Annotated in this window: 16 protein-coding genes and 2 tRNA genes; 7 read left to right on the top strand and 11 right to left on the bottom strand. The window is 35.3% G+C overall.

Features of this window, described 5'->3' with window-relative positions; genetic code table 11:
- Positions 1 to 29 precede the first annotated feature (29 nt).
- The 3 genes from pstC to EJ01_RS11375 all read right to left on the bottom strand — a co-directional run bounded on the left by pstC (position 30) and on the right by EJ01_RS11375 (position 2,872).
- Entirely contained in the window at positions 30 to 902 is an 873-nt protein-coding gene (pstC, locus tag EJ01_RS11385) for a phosphate ABC transporter permease subunit PstC (RefSeq protein WP_048082871.1), read from the bottom strand.
- Positions 903 to 1,096: 194 nt separating this feature from the next.
- Entirely contained in the window at positions 1,097 to 1,912 is an 816-nt protein-coding gene (locus EJ01_RS11380; RefSeq protein ID WP_394296591.1) for a phosphate ABC transporter substrate-binding protein, read from the bottom strand.
- A 135-nt stretch (positions 1,913 to 2,047) separates the two neighbouring features.
- Entirely contained in the window at positions 2,048 to 2,872 is an 825-nt protein-coding gene (locus EJ01_RS11375) for a phosphate ABC transporter substrate-binding protein (RefSeq protein ID WP_048082873.1), read from the bottom strand.
- Positions 2,873 to 3,062: 190 nt separating this feature from the next.
- Between EJ01_RS11375 and EJ01_RS11370 the strand changes: the two genes are divergently transcribed.
- On the top strand, positions 3,063 to 3,848 hold the full coding sequence (locus EJ01_RS11370) for a citryl-CoA lyase (protein WP_048082874.1): 786 nt from the start codon (positions 3,063 to 3,065) through the stop codon (positions 3,846 to 3,848).
- Positions 3,849 to 4,104: 256 nt separating this feature from the next.
- The gene (locus tag EJ01_RS11365) at positions 4,105 to 4,392 is read left to right on the top strand and encodes a 2TM domain-containing protein (protein WP_048082875.1); all 288 of its coding nucleotides are present in this window, start codon (positions 4,105 to 4,107) and stop codon (positions 4,390 to 4,392) included.
- Positions 4,393 to 4,438: 46 nt separating this feature from the next.
- Here the strand turns inward: EJ01_RS11365 and EJ01_RS11360 are convergent, their stop codons facing one another.
- The 5 genes from EJ01_RS11360 to EJ01_RS11340 all read right to left on the bottom strand — a co-directional run bounded on the left by EJ01_RS11360 (position 4,439) and on the right by EJ01_RS11340 (position 8,656).
- A complete protein-coding gene (locus EJ01_RS11360; protein ID WP_048082876.1) occupies positions 4,439 to 5,356 on the bottom strand; it encodes a phosphate signaling complex PhoU family protein in 918 nt (305 codons plus the stop codon).
- 8 nt (positions 5,357 to 5,364) lie between these two features.
- Positions 5,365 to 6,048: a hypothetical protein gene (locus tag EJ01_RS11355; protein ID WP_048082877.1), complete on the bottom strand. Its 684-nt coding sequence runs from the start codon at positions 6,046 to 6,048 to the stop codon at positions 5,365 to 5,367.
- A 484-nt stretch (positions 6,049 to 6,532) separates the two neighbouring features.
- Positions 6,533 to 7,339, bottom strand: a complete 807-nt coding sequence (locus EJ01_RS11350; RefSeq protein WP_048082878.1) for a metallophosphoesterase family protein — start codon at positions 7,337 to 7,339, stop codon at positions 6,533 to 6,535.
- A gap of 1,085 nt (positions 7,340 to 8,424) precedes the next feature.
- Positions 8,425 to 8,497 (bottom strand) — tRNA-Thr (locus tag EJ01_RS11345).
- Positions 8,498 to 8,573: 76 nt separating this feature from the next.
- Positions 8,574 to 8,656: transfer RNA gene (locus EJ01_RS11340), tRNA-Leu, on the bottom strand.
- A 346-nt stretch (positions 8,657 to 9,002) separates the two neighbouring features.
- Between EJ01_RS11340 and EJ01_RS17000 the strand changes: the two genes are divergently transcribed.
- The 5 genes from EJ01_RS17000 (at position 9,003) to EJ01_RS11320 (ending at position 14,095) form a co-directional block, all read left to right on the top strand.
- Entirely contained in the window at positions 9,003 to 9,179 is a 177-nt protein-coding gene (locus tag EJ01_RS17000; RefSeq protein WP_069584187.1) for a 4Fe-4S binding protein, read from the top strand.
- Positions 9,176 to 10,351: an NAD(P)/FAD-dependent oxidoreductase gene (locus tag EJ01_RS11335; protein WP_048082879.1), complete on the top strand. Its 1,176-nt coding sequence runs from the start codon at positions 9,176 to 9,178 to the stop codon at positions 10,349 to 10,351. Before EJ01_RS17000 ends, EJ01_RS11335 begins: the two co-directional genes overlap by 4 nt.
- A gap of 86 nt (positions 10,352 to 10,437) precedes the next feature.
- Complete coding sequence (locus tag EJ01_RS11330) at positions 10,438 to 11,586, top strand: NAD(P)/FAD-dependent oxidoreductase (RefSeq protein WP_048082880.1); 1,149 nt, start codon at positions 10,438 to 10,440, stop codon at positions 11,584 to 11,586.
- 572 nt (positions 11,587 to 12,158) lie between these two features.
- Positions 12,159 to 13,508, top strand: a complete 1,350-nt coding sequence (locus tag EJ01_RS11325; protein ID WP_048082881.1) for a HEAT repeat domain-containing protein — start codon at positions 12,159 to 12,161, stop codon at positions 13,506 to 13,508.
- A gap of 185 nt (positions 13,509 to 13,693) precedes the next feature.
- Positions 13,694 to 14,095 (top strand): MGMT family protein, encoded by a 402-nt coding sequence (locus EJ01_RS11320; RefSeq protein WP_211251462.1) that lies wholly within the window; start codon positions 13,694 to 13,696, stop codon positions 14,093 to 14,095.
- A 77-nt stretch (positions 14,096 to 14,172) separates the two neighbouring features.
- On the opposite strand, the gene EJ01_RS11315 is transcribed toward EJ01_RS11320, so the two are convergent.
- The 3 genes from EJ01_RS11315 to cdhD are packed head-to-tail and all read right to left on the bottom strand — an operon-like array spanning position 14,173 to position 17,208.
- Positions 14,173 to 14,640 carry a 4Fe-4S dicluster domain-containing protein gene (locus EJ01_RS11315; protein ID WP_048082883.1) on the bottom strand — a complete coding sequence of 156 codons (468 nt, stop codon included), beginning with the start codon at positions 14,638 to 14,640 and terminating at the stop codon, positions 14,173 to 14,175.
- Positions 14,641 to 14,653: 13 nt separating this feature from the next.
- Complete coding sequence (gene acsC, locus EJ01_RS11310; protein WP_048082884.1) at positions 14,654 to 16,027, bottom strand: acetyl-CoA decarbonylase/synthase complex subunit gamma; 1,374 nt, start codon at positions 16,025 to 16,027, stop codon at positions 14,654 to 14,656.
- A 14-nt stretch (positions 16,028 to 16,041) separates the two neighbouring features.
- Positions 16,042 to 17,208: a CO dehydrogenase/acetyl-CoA synthase subunit delta gene (gene cdhD / locus EJ01_RS11305; protein WP_048082885.1), complete on the bottom strand. Its 1,167-nt coding sequence runs from the start codon at positions 17,206 to 17,208 to the stop codon at positions 16,042 to 16,044.
- Between the last annotated feature and the right edge of the window lie 7 nt (positions 17,209 to 17,215).

The following is a 17,215-nucleotide window of genomic DNA, read 5'->3' as shown; positions in this document are numbered from 1 at the left end:
TAAATAGCTGTATAAATCCTGATTAAGCATTATAAGTACCCTCCTCCAATTACAACCTTCTTCTTGTAGTGGAAGTAGTTAGCTATTATAAGAAGGATGATTATCATGATAAACAGAACTATTCCTGTTGCAAACAGTGCACTGTAATGTAATCCTGTTGCATAACCCATTTCAAGGGCTATATTTGATGTTAACGCCCTCACCGGATCAAATATTGAGTTTGGAATCTGTGCGACGTTTCCTGCAACCATAATCACAGCAAGTGTTTCACCAATTGCTCTACCCATTCCCAGTATTATTGCAGTTATAATTCCCGGAATAGCTGCTGGGAAAATAACATTTCTTATTGTTTGCCAGTGAGTTGCACCAAGTGCAAGAGATGCTTCTTTATATTCTACAGGAACCGACTTTAATGCATCTTCAGATATACTTATTATAGTCGGAAGAACCATTACTGTAAGAATTAAAGATGCTGCGAGCATGCTGAAACCAGTCCCTCCAAAATATACCCTCATAATTGGGACAAGTACTATAAGCCCAAAGAATCCGTATACAACAGAAGGTATACCTGCAAGAGTTTCAATAACTGGCTTTAAAATCCTTCTCACTGTACGGGGTGCAAGTTCTGCCAGGAATATTGCACAACACAATGATAATGGCACTGCAAACAACAGTGAAAGGGCAGTTATACCCAATGATCCAATGATCATTGTAAAAACACCGTACTGGTCATCAGACGGCGACCAATTCATTCCAAATATAAACTTCAAGATTCCAATCTGGTCCATCGCCGGGGCCCCTTGCTGGAATATGAATCCTATGATCAGAACTATTACTATAATAGACAAAATGGCCATTATGAAAAGCCCTTTTTCCACTAGAAATTCTTCATACTTCGTCATTTCTTCAACCTTCCAATTTTTGTAGCCTTCGAAATTTATGAAATTTCAGGGTATCGAAAATCTGTGATTTTCGAAAGTTCGGAAAATACATTGTATTTTCCTCAACTCGGAACCTAACTTAAATAAATTTGACTGTGATTTCAATTGGTATTCTACAAACTTCTTATAAGTACATTCCAGATTACCGTACAAATTTACATATTAACAGGAACAATATTCTGGCTCTTTACTATAGCTTGTCCTTCAGGACTTAATGTAAAGTCAATAAAGTCTTTAACTGTTCCCTGTGGTTCCCCTTTAACCACAAAAAGGAATGCAGTTTGTAGTTTATAAGATCCATTTGCCACGGTTTGTGCTGAAGGGCCAATTCCGTTAATTTTTAAAGCTGTAACATCGCTGCTCATATGTGCTAATGAAACAAATCCTATTGCACCAGGATCCTGTTTAACTACCTGTTTAACAGATTCAGTTGAACTCTGTACCACTGCATCAGACTTGATTTTTGTATCATCCATTATTAAATTCTCAAAAGATGACCGTGTACCTGATCCTTCTTCCCTGGTTACAACATGGATCTGTGTGTTGGATCCTCCAACCTGATCCCAGTTTGTAATAGCACCGTTGAAGATACCTCTAACCTGTTCGGTACTTAATGTGGTTACATTGTTGTTGTTATTAACAGCTATGACAATACCTTCTTTTCCTATTTCATATTCTATAAGCCCTTCTTTTTCTTGTGGCGTTAAATCTCTTGAACTTGTACCTATTTCAGTTATACCTTGTGAAACACTGCTTATACCTAAACTGGATCCTCCACCCTGCACGTTTATTCTAACGTTAGGATGCTTTTCCATGTAAGCATCAGCTAATGCCTCAGCTACAGGTTGTACCGATGTAGAACCTGCAATTTGTATTCTTTCATATTGACTTGATGGGATAATTGTTAGATAAGCGATAATTATAATGATGGCAATTACTATTCCATACTTGTATTTCCGATTCATGTTCATCACCTTGAGTTACTCTTCTTCTTTGGAGTATTTAAATATGAAGTGATGAAGCAATGAATCAAATTTACATGATATACTTCTCTTTTATGCCTTTAAATTATAAATAAACAAAAAAGTAGTGGTTTTAAAAACCACTTAGCTAGAGGTCATTGGAACTGCTCCGGCTTGTTTAACTATAGCCTGTCCTTCAGCACTCATTGTAAAGTCTATAAAGTCTTTAACGATGCCAGTAGGCTGGCCTTTAGTTAAGAAAATGAATGGTCTTACTATTTTGTAAGTATCATCGCTGACTGTTTTTTCTGAAGGAGCTACCCCGTTAATTGTAACTGCTTTAACATCACCACTAAGGCTTGCTAATGATATGTATCCAATAGCGTTAGGGTTTCCTTTAACTGCCTGTAAAACAGCTTCTGTTGAACTCTGGACTATTGCATTGCTTACAATTTTAGTTCCATTCTTACCGCCCATTACTATATTCTGGAATCCATCTCTGGTACCTGAACCATCTTCTCTGGTTATAACACTTATAGTACCTGATGAACCACCTACTTTGCTCCAGTCGGTGATATTTCCACTGAATATATCTTTTGTCTGGTTAACTGTAAGGGCACTAACCTTATTATCGTTGTTTACTATAACAACTATTCCATCTTTTGCAATTTGAGTTTGTACTAATCCTTGTGCATCGCTATCTTTAGGTTTGGAAGATGCTGTACCGATATCCGCTGTACCTTGTTGAGCGCTTGTTATACCTACAGATGTACCTCCACCCTGCACATTTATTTTAACATTAGGATGCTTCTCCATGTAAGCTTGAGCTAACTTCTCTGCCACTGGTTGTACGGAAGTTGAACCAGCAATCTGTATTGTTTGTTGATTTGAGCTTCCTGCAAGTGCAAAGTAAGCACCAATTATTACTACTATGGCTACTATTATTCCAATCAAATATTTTGAATTCATTTGATTCACCTCATCCTATAATAAACTGTCACCCATATTTAAAGGTTCCTATTTGTGTATAAGTTATCACATTATAGGAACTATCACATTTTAGACCCTAAAAATTACCCCATTAAATATCACTAAATGTGTCCAATATTGCACTAAAAGCGTTAAATTTAAATAAATTCATATTGCATAGTTATTCAATATGATAACGGAAGATGTGTTAAAAGATATATTCAAACCGAGAACTCTAAAGTGGAGAACTTCAATAACAAAAGTTGAACCCAACAAATTAACCACACGGGGCTATTTACAGGAAGATCTCATAGGAAATATATCTTTTGCCGAAATGATACACCTGCTCATAAAAGGAGAGCTGCCTTCCAAAAATGAAGCCAAAATGTTAGGGGCAGTTCTGGTATCATTTTGTGACCATGGTGTTACTCCCCCAAGTACACAGGCTGCAAGGATCATGGCATCCACAGGATCTCCGCTGCATGCATGCATCGCAGGCGGCCTTCTTGCATTTGGTAAAAACCATGCAGGAGCCATAGAACATGCCATGAAAACTCTCCAAGACGGAATTAAAAGAACAGAAGATGACATTAATAGAATTGCAGAAGAAATAGTTGGTCATTTTTTAAAAAATGATGAAAAGATATGTGGTTTTGGACATAGATATCATGATGAAGACCCGAGAGCACGGAGACTTATAGAGCTTGCAAAAAAATACGGGTGCTTCAGCAAACATTCAGAACTTGCTATTACAATTGAAAACCTGCTCTTTGAAAAAAAAGGTATTCGAATGAATATTGATGGTGCAAATGGAGCAATTTTATCAGATATGGGTTTCAACTGGACAGTTGGAAGCGGCATGTTTATGATCGGCCGCTTACCTGGTATTTTAGCACATGTAAATGAAGAAAAAACAAGAGAATCTCCATTTAGAAAATTTTTTGAAATAGACGAAATTTACTATGATGGAGTATAACTAAATTAAATTACCTAACCCAGTACATATTCATTTTAATAAAGAAATGCCTATTTTTAGATATCAACACATATTTTGATTTTTTTTAATCCCACAACACATTATATTCTTTTTAATCCAACTATAAAACTGATTTAACAGAATAATCTTTTTAGTGAACTCCCTTTTTTTAAAAAAACTTTAAATGTCTTAAAACCTATATATTAAGTTATATACTGCTCTATAATTTGTACAATTCAAAGGGGAGGTTTACAAAATGGTTGATGAACCATATGAAAAAGATGCATATATCCGAGCTAAAAAAAGAGTTGAAGAAGTGAGAGGTTTTTACTCACATTTAATTAGTTATATTGTCGTGAATGCATTCCTGGCAATCATTAATTTCTTTACGACTCCGGGTTTCTGGTGGTTCCTATTTATATCCTTCTTCTGGGGAATAGGTCTTGTTGCACATGGATCATCAGTTTTCATGAAGCGAGGGATATTTTCCAAAGAATGGGAAGAGCGAAAAATCAAAGAATACATGGAAAAAGAGAAAGAATAATTCACATCTCTTTTACTTTTAAATAAAATAAATTGTTAAAAATTAGTTATTTTAAATTAGATAATTTAGGATTCCGTCTAAATCTTTCAGGAGTTGTAGTTCTAGGTATATTTTCATAAAATTCCCTTGAAACATCTATTATTTCAATAGATATATCTCCAATCCTTTCAAAGGCCTTAACTACCCTTGATAAAGACAGGTAATATGTCGAACGTTCAGTATCATCAAAGGATGCTTCTGCCATTTGAGTTGCGATGCAGTTTAATGCTTTTTTCTGCAAAGCATGTATTTTTTCTTCGTAATCCATTACTTTACTCTTTAATTCAAGTTTTTCATTTAAGAAGATATCCATTGAGTAATTAACCATTTTCTTTGCAGTCTCATACATTTCACCAAGATATACAAGCATTTCTGGATCAACTTCATATGATTCTTTCATTGTAAAATTAGCAAATTGACAGGAATGGTCACCGATACGCTCTAAATCATATGCTACCTCACTGAAAGCCATTGTTTTACTGAATTCTGAAGAAGGATTCATAGATAATGCCATGTCTACAGAGGTTCTTACTTTTTCATGCATGTTATTTGTAATATAGTCCATATTCAGTGCTTTACTTGCCAGTTCATCATCATAAGTTGAAAGCGCTTCAAAAGATCTGTCGAGCTGTTTACAAACATGATTAGACATGTTTTTAATCATTTCTTTGATGTATAATGTCCCAGCATGTTCCCTTGATGTTTTTTCTTCTTCAAAAACTTCTGAAAATTCATCGAACTTTTTTAAATCAAGAGTGTATGCTCTCTTTACAACCCCCTTAGTTATAAGGGGTTGAAGCAGTTTTGTAACGTATCTCCGAGTTATTCCAAGTTTTTCAGCGATTTCATCCTGAGTTGAGGGATGTTCATATAGGATGATATCCAGTATCGCTTTTAAAGTGCTATTTTTTGTTTTCTTAGTCATAATATCATCTAATGAGTATTACTATCTTTTTCACGGCTAATTACTATCGATTCCTGAACTATCGATAAAATTACATAGGATAGCGCTGCAATAACTGCAAGCGAAATTACCAGGCCAAAATCTGCGAAAAGATTCGCATATAATTTTACAAATGGTGAATGTGTATCTACAAACCCATTTAAAAGTTTGATTATACCAACTGATAATATTATGTATCCGTATGATCTTTTTATATTCTCCGATTGTATTATCGGGTAGATCCCCATAATTAGAAGTCCTAGACCAATAGTTCTAAAAAGAGTCCCATCAGTTACCTGTTCCAAATAATTGAAAATCTGGTCTGGTTTCCAATATACTGAAGAGAATAGATAAATTAACTCAACAACAACTATAATTATAAGCGGAAACACGTAAACTATCCTAGTTTCAATTCTGTTTGTGTTTACACTCTCTTCCCTATTTCCAATATTTTTTGTGTTTACACTCTTTCTTGTATGTACCTTTCTTGTATGTACATTATTTCTTGTATTCACATTTTCAAGCGGTTCTTTTATAAAATGAGACATTACCTGATAGAGCATTGCCCCAATAACTGCACCAATAACAGTCCCACCTATTCCAAGTTTGGTGGTAGTAAGTGCAACTATTCCCGAAATTACACCTGCCATTATGACATCTAACATTTTTGACATTATATCACATTATCAGTTCTATTTTCTCCTTTTTGTATAAAAAGCATTTATTAGTTGTTATATATTTTTGAATTTTGAAGACCTCAAACACTCTTATGTTTGATTTTATCTCTTAAATATTAAGATCAATATATCTGCTTTAAAAGCTGTTTTGATTAAAATACTTTTTAGTATTGTTTATTTCATCTATTATTAAACAGCCCTCAGATCAATTTAATTAAAATAATTTCAGATTAAAAGTTATTAAATCTCAAATCTTCAAACGTGATGAAGTTTAAGCTAAGCCATATGGTTACCGCTATGTATCCACAGCCATTAATAAGTAATTATTCCAGAATTATGCCCCAATTGGTACCAAATGTTTAAAAATTACTGCTGTTTCTTATTAAAACAGCAAATTGTCAGAAAGAATGAAGCAGATTTTATTTCGTTATATAACAAATTAAAAAGGTTAAAAAGAAAAATTTAAACTAAATTACCCCGTTTAAATTACAGGTAGTGAATTATGTTTATATGAACATATCACATACTCTTCTTTTTCAACTTTTACAGAGTAATTAGCCAGTTCTCTTTTATATCCTGTTTCAGTATTTATTAAATTGACAAGAATCTGGTCGTCTTTAATGATCAATTGATTGTGTGACGGATAAGTATGGCCCCTCAGCTTTCTGGTTGTTGCAGTTCCTGAATTTAATGTAACCATCTTTTCTATCATCCAAACATTAGGAACATGTTTATGCCCATTTAAAACAAAATCAACTCCAGAATCTCTGAAAACACTTAACAAATCTCCAGAATCAAGCAAAATATTTCTTTCCCTTCCAGTTTGAGGTATAGGAAGTAAGTGGTGATGGAAAGTTACTATTTTGCACATATCACTTGGTATTTTATCAAGCTCACTTTTAAGCCATTCCATCTGATCAGTTCCTATCTGCCCATCATTTATATCAGGTTCTGATGAATCTAATCCAAGGATAGCAAATCCACAGCTTTTGTCCATATGTAAAAATTTCCTTTCCCCAATCTGCTTTTCAAAATGGAGTAATCCTACATTTCTTGCATCGTGGTTTCCAGGAATTATATGAACTTCTGTTATAGCTTTGAGTTCATCTACAAATGCAGCTGCATCGTTGTATTCATGGACATAACCTTCAGTAGTTAAATCTCCAGCCACAATAATAAGATCCGGATTTTCATCTTCCAGCTGCTTTAAAAGATTATTTTTTAAGTCGTGGGAGAAGTTCTTCTCACCAAAGTGTACATCAGATAACTGTGCTATTTTTTTTTCCATTACTGTCACCTAAATAAAAGATAAGTGTTAGATGAATTGAATTGATTAAACCCAGATATATACTTTTAGTGAGAGGGCTACTTTCCACATTCATATAATGCTAAAATTGAATGAATGATTAAATTGTAGTAGTGGCCAATTTAAAGGACATCTTGTTTGATAATATTTGATTTAATTGACAGCAGATTGCAGAATAATCATTTTATAATGTTATCCTATCTTGCCAAAATAACCGAACATAAAGAAAGCAATGATTGACGTATGAATTTTACCATGATTTACCACTATTGCAGAATTCAAATTTTAATGCTATTTTAACTTCAATGAGATTAAACAATAAAAATACTTATATTACCTTAAAAAAAGAGTTATTATGAATTATATTTACTTAATAATAGGATTACTTTTGACAATTGTCACTATTTTAAATCTATATTTAATATATAGACGCCCTGAAGGCTATGGATCTTCAAAGACCCTAAAAATTAAGCATTTAAATTATTGTACATCTTAATGTTAATAATAGGAATTTATTTTATTATACGGGCTTTCTATTAAATTTCATTTCTAAAATAATTCGTGAAACGAACGCACTTAATATCTAATGAATTTAATATGGCAAATATACTATTAAACTAATTATCTAGCCTTTTTAATGGAATCGTTAGAGAACCTTTCGATTTCATAAAAAAAGAAGCCATAAAATAGAATTTAATTTGTGGTCTCATAGTAGAACTCATTTGATTGGTACCTTTTAATGGATTCACTTGTGGTACCGGGGTAGAACTACCGTCCTTTTATCCAGGGTTGCATTACTTATCTAAAGCTCTTTTAAGAATCTAATCTCTCACTTTTCTAAACTATTTAACCCCACTAAGGACTACTATTCCAGGATTATATTCTGGATCCAGCTAAGGAATTCTATAAAATAGAGCTCGTCTTTGCTACAGAAAAAAGCATTACATACAGGCAAATTGTATAATTATCTCCTAAAATTAAGAATTGTTATAGAATACAGAATAGAAAGAAAAAACTGTCAAAAATCAGGGACTTTTAAGTCACTTTTAATAGAAAAAATAGTGTTAAGCCCTAGGGGGGATTCGAACCCCCGGCCTATGCCTTACCAAGGCATCGCTCTACCGGCTAAGCCACTAGGGCATGTTTATTATTTTATTTTTTATAGTTAAAATAGAGTTCTATTAATTAAATTTCCTTTTTAATTTATTAAATTAAGTGCAGGGGATGGGATTCGAACCCACGAAGGCCTACGCCAGAGGATCTTAAGTCCACCCCCTTTGGCCGCTCGGGCACCCCTGCATAACATAGAAATTATTTGATGTCCTATATAACCTTAACGGTTTTAATAAAAGTGATGCTAAATTCATTAAAATTAAATCCAACATTTTTACTTAAAACCCGTATTACATAGGTACACTATATAATAAACAATCTGGTATTTAAGTTTTTAGTATAAGAGTCCAAAAATTCCGGCACTCTAAATGAGTATCATATTTTCACTCAATTTTATTCCACCTCGATATGGCAAAGAATTTAGGAGCCAATTACTATTTAAAAGCCTCAAAAAAGTATATATACCCTAATTATACAATATTAAACATATAGTTATTTTTTCTTAGCTACTGTCTTAAATCGGTGATAAATAATGGAATTCAACACTGAAAAATGCGGATGCTGTGGAGCTTGCATCAGTGTATGCCCCAATAGATCTTTAGAACTTACAGAAAACAGAATAATCATAAATAAAAACAAATGCGACGACTGCGGAAGATGCACATATGTATGTCCTCTTGGAGCATTTTACATAGAGGGGAATGTATGAAATATGACGTAGTTGTGGTAGGGGGACGTATAGGAGGTTCTATTTCATCACTTTTTGCATCTAAAAACGATGTAGATGTTTTAATGATTGAAAAGCGCCAGGAAATAGGAGTTCCAGTTCAATGTGCTGAAGGAACAACCCATTCTACCTTCGAGATCCTGGAAATGAAGCCATCCTCCAGATATGTCTGTGCTGAGGTTGAAACAGGTACGATTCACGCACCTAATGAAACGTATATTAATGCAGAAGATTTAGTAGAATTCAACAATTTAGACAAAAACATAGCTAAAGGGTATATCTTAGACAGGAAAGTGTTTGATAAACATCTTGCCATTGAATCAGCGAAAGCAGGGACTGATATAATGCTAAAAACCACAGTGAAAGACCTTATTAAAAAAGACGGCAAGATCTGCGGAGTAGTAGCCAAACATATGGGAAAAACAATGGAGATAAAGGCAGATGTTGTTATAGCCGCAGATGGTGTTGAATCAAATATGGCACAGATGGCAGGGCTCAAGGCACCAGATAACCCTATGGATATCTGTTCATGCGCCCAATATGAATTGGTATGTTCTAATTTTGATCATGATAGAGTACATCTTTATTTCGGAAGAGATATAGCTCCAGGAGGATATGCATGGGTATTTCCAAAAGAAGAGGGGACTGCTAACGTAGGACTTGGGATAAGAGGCCCCGCAGAAACTGCTTATCAGTATCTTAAAAAATTCATATCAAAATTCGATGCCACACCAGTAGAATTAAATGTTGGAGGAGTACCGTTATCTGGACCTATCGATAAAACTTATACTGATGGTTTTCTGGTAGTGGGAGATGCAGCCAGACAAATTGATCCTGTAACGGGAGGAGGGACATTTACAACGGTTCCATGTGCAAGAGTAGCAGGAGAGGTTGCGGCAGAAGCAGTAAAGGCAGAGGATTCATCTGAAGATTTTTTAAAAAGATATGATGATGAATGGAGGGTTAAAATTGGAGACATGCTCAAAATGTCCCTGAAATGTAGAAAAGTAGCAGATGATCTCACAGACAATGAAATGAATGCCCTGGTAGAATTTCTAAATAACAGTAAGGGGAAAGAAATATCTAAGCTATCCTTTATTAAGTTTTTAGGAAAACATCCGCGCCTTTTAAGGCTTGTAAAAGATCTTTTGTGATGCTAATCAAAAGATAAATTTCCAATTCATGCATTATAATTGAAAAATTAGATCCCAATTGTAGATCCATATACTGGAGCCAAATAATGAAATATGATGTAGTTGTGGTAGGGGGACGTATAGGAGGTTCCATTTCATCACTTTTTGCATCTAAAAACGATTTAGATGTTTTAATGATTGAAAAGCGTCAGGAAATAGGAGTTCCTCTCCAGTGTGCTGAAGCTACAAACGAAGTAACCTTTGAAACTGTCGGAATAAAGCCTTCAAAGAGATACATATGCTCTGAAATTGTGGGAGCCGATCTTTATTCTCCCAATGGTACTCATTTTCGGATGACACCTGATAATGAAAGAGGTTTTATTTTAGACAGGAAAGTGTTTGATAAACATCTTGCCATTGAATCAGCGAAAGCTGGAACAGACATAATGCTAAAAACTACAGTTAAAGACCTGCTTATCAAAGATGGAAATGTTAAGGGAGTTGTTGCAAAACACCTTGGTAAAACCATGGAAATCGAAGCAGATATTGTTATTGCTGCAGACGGCATAGAATCAAATGTAGCGCGAATGGCTGGTTTAAATTCAACACGCAGAATAAATGATATCTGTTCCTGTGTTCAATATAAAATGGTAGGTATTGATGTAGAACCAAATTATATGCAGTTTTATTTCGGAAGTAAAGTCGCTCCTGGAGGATATCTCTGGATTTTTCCAAATGAAAATGGGGTGACCAATGTCGGAATTGGAATTAGAAATACTAAGGAAACTGCATACCATTATCTCCATAAATTCATATCAACTCTTGGTGGAACACCCGTTGAACTTAATATTGGAGGAGTACCTGTTTCAGGCAATATTAAAAAAACATATGCCAAAGGACTGATGGTCGTTGGAGATGCTGCCGGACATGTAGATCCATTAACTGGTGGTGGAATCCATTTAACCGCTGCAAGTGCGAGAATAGCAGGTGAAGTTGCAGCGGAATCCATAAAAAGTGAAAATATATCTGAAGGGTTCTTAAAAATATATGAAAAGCGCTGGAAAGATCAAATTGGGGGCATCATTAACCAGTCACTTAAATATAGAAAAGTTCTTGACAAAATAAACGATGATGAATTCAATGCACTTGCAAGATTCTTAGAAGACAAAGATATCTGGTCAATTTCAAAAAGGGAGTGGTTTGGACTTTTAAAAGAATCGCCAAGCCTATTTAAACTTATAAGGGCACTTATTTAATTTAATAAAAATATAATACGATCCAAAATACAAACAAACAGTTTTAAATCAGCCCCACTATTTAATACATAGGATCCGATCATGAAATAATACCTATATCTATTTAAATTATTCCGGAAATAAATAGAATCATCTGAAATTTAAAGTGGAAGTATTACCCATAATAAATTTATTATTTATCACAGCATAGATGTTGAAGGAATTCATAGAATTCTAAAACCTTCGGAAATCACAGATTTCCCATGGCCTCTAAATTCTTATGAATTTTAGAAAAATGTTTACAAAATCTCTCAAAATCCTTCAAAAATCGAAGATTTTTCGGGCATTCGAAATTTATAATTTCGATGTTTGAAAATTTTCAACCGGAAAAATTCGTAGAATTTTTCCATGCCCCGAAAACCTACGGTTTTCGAGGACTGCAAAAACTATGTTTTTTGCAAGCTTCGATTTTGTAACCGCGAAAATTAAAAATTTTCGAATGCTTTGCGTTTGAGGGTCCCAAAATTTTGAGGTTGAGAAAAATCAAAAGATTTTTCGAACCCCAAATTTTTGTTAAAAATTTGAGGTTATACATGGCAATTGGTAAAATTAAACCAAATATAGATCGGTTGGAAAAAACCAGGGACGTTGAAGGCCTAATAAGTGCTCTTAAATTTAATGACTGTAATATCCGAAAAGAGGCTGCTGCCGCTCTTAAAAAGATAGGAGATAGTAGAGCATTATTTCCACTCATAGACGTTCTTGAATATAAAGAATGGCATGAATACTACGCAGTTATGGGTTCTGTAAGAGAAACCGCAGCTGAGGCTCTGGGCGTGCTAAGAGATAGGAGAGCTGTAGAACCTTTAATAAAAGCTTTAAATGATAAAGACGAAGAAGTTAGATGGAAAGCCGCGTGGGCCCTTGGAAATATTGGAGACATGCGTGCTGTAGATCCCTTAATCTATTTATTACATGATAAAAGCTGGGCAGTTAGAAGATTTGCTGCTTCTGCACTTGGAAAAATAGGGGACGGGCGGGCAGTAGATAGTCTAATAGAAGCTTTAAGTGATGATGAATGGCACGTTAGAAAGTATGCTGCAGATGCACTTGGAAAAATAGGGGATGAAAGAGCAATTGAAAGTCTAATGGATGCCTTGAACGATGAAGACAATGACGTTAGATGGAAAGCCGTGGTTGCCCTTGGAAAAATGAAAAATGTTGCTGTTGAACCTCTTATAGATCTTTTAAAAAATGAGGACTGGCATATTCGAGGAAGGGCCGCAGAAGCTCTGGGAAGAATAGGGGATAAACGGGCGGTTAAACCCCTTATTAGTATACTTGTTGGGTGGACTAAAGACAGGAATAAATATGTTAGGGGAAGAGCCGCAGAAGCCCTTGGGAAAATAGGTGATGAAGAAGCACTTAAACCATTGACTCAGGCTTTGGATGATCCTTATATTTATGTACGTGTTAAAGTGGAAGAAGCATTAAAAGAAATGGAAAATGCAACGCAGATTCTAACCTATGATGACGGAGAAATATCATTTGACTATCCAGGATCATGGGAAGTAATTTCTACTGCAAATAAAAAGAAGATAGTCAAAGGAAATTCTGCAAATGGCAATATCACATTTTCCATCAACAAAAACACCAATGTAGGTGATCTTACATCAAAAGAAGTTGCAGATACAATTAGAGATGTTTTTATAATTCAAAACAGCACAATCCTATCTGAGACGGAATTTAGAGCAGAAGGAATAGATGTACATACTATAATTGGTGAAAATGTAAATGATATTGCACCCACCAAAATTATGGTTATTTCATTTAAAATAGATGATTTACTGTACTATTTATGGTTCTCTGGAGGCCATGAAAGTTTTGAAAGGGCTAAAGAAGACATAGATCTTATAATAGATAATTTCAGAGTGTATATTTAATTTTGATAAATAGAAAAATTTATTTTTAGTTTACAGATCATTAAGTGCACTGATTAAAAGGGGGAATTCAAATTTCTAACGAGGTTACAATTTCAACCTACAGTGATGGAGAGCTGTATTTTGCAGTTGCAGTTGGTGAAGGAAAAATATTAAGGGCAACCCTTCCAAAGACAGATGAAAAAAGTGTGCTGGACGAAATTTCAAAGGAATATACTTCTTTTGAATTATCAGATGAATATGAACATTATGCAAAAGATGTTTGCATGGCCTATTATGGGAAAAAAACAGAATTTGAAGCCGTTATCCCTAATAAGAGTGATTTTAAAAGTAAAGTGCTTCAAGAAGTTGCAAAAATCCCATACGGAGAAGTTAGAACATATAAACAGATTTCAGAATCTATTGGAACCAAAGCTTACAGGGCAGTTGGAACTGCAATTGGCAGGAACCATCTTCCAATAATAATTCCATGCCATCGCGTTGTAAAATCAGATTTACATGTGGGTGGATTCTTCGGTGGTACTGAAATGAAGAAAGAAATGCTGGAAAATGAGGGAATCTGTATTGTAGACGGTAAAATTAAAAAATAAATCAACTAATTACAAACCAAAGTAGAATAAATTTAAGCTTAAAATGCAGAATCAAAAATTAAATAGATGGATAAGTTCTATAACTTATCCTGACACATTTTTAGGGTCTCTTCAAGAACCTTTGCAAATGAAACGTCTGACTTCAGTTTTTCTAGTTCTTCAACTGAAAATACCTTTAAAACATTGTCTTTACATGCTTCAACACATGCAGGAAGTATTCTGTCAGATTCCATGCATAAAGTACATTTTTGAACTGCTTTTTTATCTTCGTCAATTACTGGCATTCCTATAGGGCATGCTATCAAACAGAGCTTGCAGACTATACATGCATCTTCGTTCACTATAAGAGTTCCATCTTCCTCTTTTATGGCCCCAGTTGGACATATTCTAGCACATGGTGCTTTGTCTGGATGACACTGCAGACAGAAAATTGGAATTGAACTGCTTTTTTTTGCCCTTGCGGTTCCGTGTTCTTTTTCACATGCGGTGATACAGTCTTTACACTCAGAACACATTTTTGGGTCAATTACCATCAATGTTTTCATACTATCTACCTAATTACATTTTTTCTCTAAGGAAATCTGCCAGAGCTGATGAGTCCCTTGGTCCTACCAAAATTTCCCATCCACTTTCATCTTCGATTTCGCCACTTACTGGTGCCCCAAGGCCGGGAATAACCATTTTTCTGGTTTTTACCTTGTCTTCAATACCTGTTTCTTTTATTAGATCTGCCACGGCTTTACCATTAAACTGGCTGCCAGCTACTGACACATCGACAGCTCTACCTTCGGTATCAAGTACCAGTAAATAACCGTTGGCTTTCCCGGCCTTCAGGTCACCCTCAACTGTGTAATAGGTGAGAGCAAAGTTTGTAGTTAAAGCGACAGGTGAATCTTCATTTATTTCACCAAATTCATACAATCCAGGATCTACTGCTTGAGGTTTCCTTGGATCAGTGTAAACACTTTGTCTTAATGTTAAAACAGGGATTAGCTCCCATATTTCAGTTCCATGGATTATCATCATATCTGCATATTTATCCATAAGTGTGGCTGCAATTGTAGCTTCTTTTATCGCAGTATTAATATCATCTTCACCATTATCAAGCCATGCAATTGCTGGAACTCCTAAAATTGGGAATCTGAAATCATCATCTCTTTCTTCAACTGCAAGCCTCCTCATCATGACAAAGTTATCAAGGGTATCACCAATTCCATCATTTACAAAGGTTCCAGGGTCAAGGATTATGTCCTTAATTCCTTTAGTCCTCAAGATTCTTGAGAGTTCCTTCATTTTTTCAAGGTCATTTGGAACAAATAGTGCAATTGGACAGTTGTACTCAAGTGCAAGTGCCGCCATTTCCTCTATATTGTTTTCTGTTGCACCATAGATCAGCGGACGTTCATCTCCAACAGCCTCAAGTGCAGCTTTCATAGCTTCTGGATCAAATGAACATAATACTAACGCTAGTTTAGAACTTTTAAGTTTTTCTGCAGCCTCTTTGAATTTTGAGACGTCACCGGACTTATTTCTAAGTGCTATAGCATCAAGTGTGAGTAATTCTCCGGTTCTTTCAAATTCAGTGCCTTCTATCTTTTTGACCCTCTCTTCAAATTCAGCAGGGTCCATGTCATCACTTATATCAATTACAAGAGGAGTTGGATTGTAATAAGTTAGTTCATATCTGTAAAGGACTTCATCTCCACCAACCATCATGGCTTTATTGCCTTTACCTATCATTATTTCTCTTACAGCAGGTGCTAATACATCTGCAAGTTTATCAGCTTCATTAGCTGAAAGTTGTGTGCATAGTTCAAGATCTGTTTCTTTTTCAGAGAGTTTTGTGGCAAATGCCATGCACGATGCCTCTCCACATTTTGCACAGTTTGTTTTTGGAAGTAGTCTGTAAACATCCATTGCAGTAACGGCCATTTTAAAACCTCCTTTTACCCCAGTTGAGTAATCCAGTTTGAGATATCTGGAACTTCTGTGGTCATATATTCTTTTGTAAATGTTTCTCCAATTTCCCTTAGCATTTTTACGGATTGTGGATGGAGCATCATAAATATATCAACACCACAAAGCATCATGGTAAGTCCAGTTACTATTTCCCAGATTGGTCCCCTGTACTCAGTTGGTCCCCATTCTTCTTTTTTCATCCATGCCTCACGAGAACCCCATGCATTGGTTGTTCCGGAAGACATTGGCATTTGTAAGTCTGTATCTCCTTTAAGTGCGGCGAGTCTTGTTCTGGTTATAACATCTATTGAAAATTCAATACCGTAACCAAGTGCACATGTTGTAGGGTCCATTACAATATCATTTTGAGTTAAACCTTCTTTCATAAGGTATTTGTTTAAGGTTTTCTGCATGTTGATATCTGTTATAGCCCATGAGAGAACCGCATGATTGTAGTCTACTGCTGCTTTTGCAACTTTTTTGTAGTCTAAATCCATGTTTGCTGATGCAAGAAGACATCTTTCATCTTCAGCAGCTGCTGCTGCTGCTTCAAGAACAATTGGATCCTTTTGCGGGTCACCGGAACCACCTATAACTAAAGGTACATCTACAGCCTGTAAAACTTCTTCAATATCTGCTGCAGCCTGCTGAGGAGTTTTATCCATAACTTTTGGTCCAGTTCCAATCAAGTGTATAGTTACCATATTGGCTCCAAAGTCCTTAACGGCCTTTTTAGCCCAGTCACCAGGATGTTCCATAACATCTTCAAAATGTTCCCTTATCGGTTTTGGAAGCCCGGGCATCGGAATATCAAAAACATCAAATGTAACAACAGGAGGATTTGGCTGAGGTTCTTCAAAACGGTACAGTGCGTTTTGTCCTCCTAAAAATACTGGCTTTCTTGAACCCGCACCAAGCTGAACTTCTGCTACCGATCCGGGGTATTCGTGGATTGGAGGTGAAAATTCTTCAATCTCCGATATTATTCCTTCTTTTATTCCTGCCTGTTCAACCTGTCTTTCGACCCTTTGAACAGCCTGCTGAATAGCTGGCATTATTTGAAGTTCTAATTCTTCAAAGTCCATTCTAAATTCATTTATTTCTATAGAATCTGTTTTTTCAAGTAGTTTAAGAAGTTGTGTCATTTTATCCATAAACCCA

This window comes from Methanobacterium veterum, assembly GCF_000745485.1.
GTDB lineage: Archaea > Methanobacteriota > Methanobacteria > Methanobacteriales > Methanobacteriaceae > Methanobacterium_D > Methanobacterium_D veterum.
This window is presented reverse-complemented; position numbering and strand designations above follow the sequence as displayed.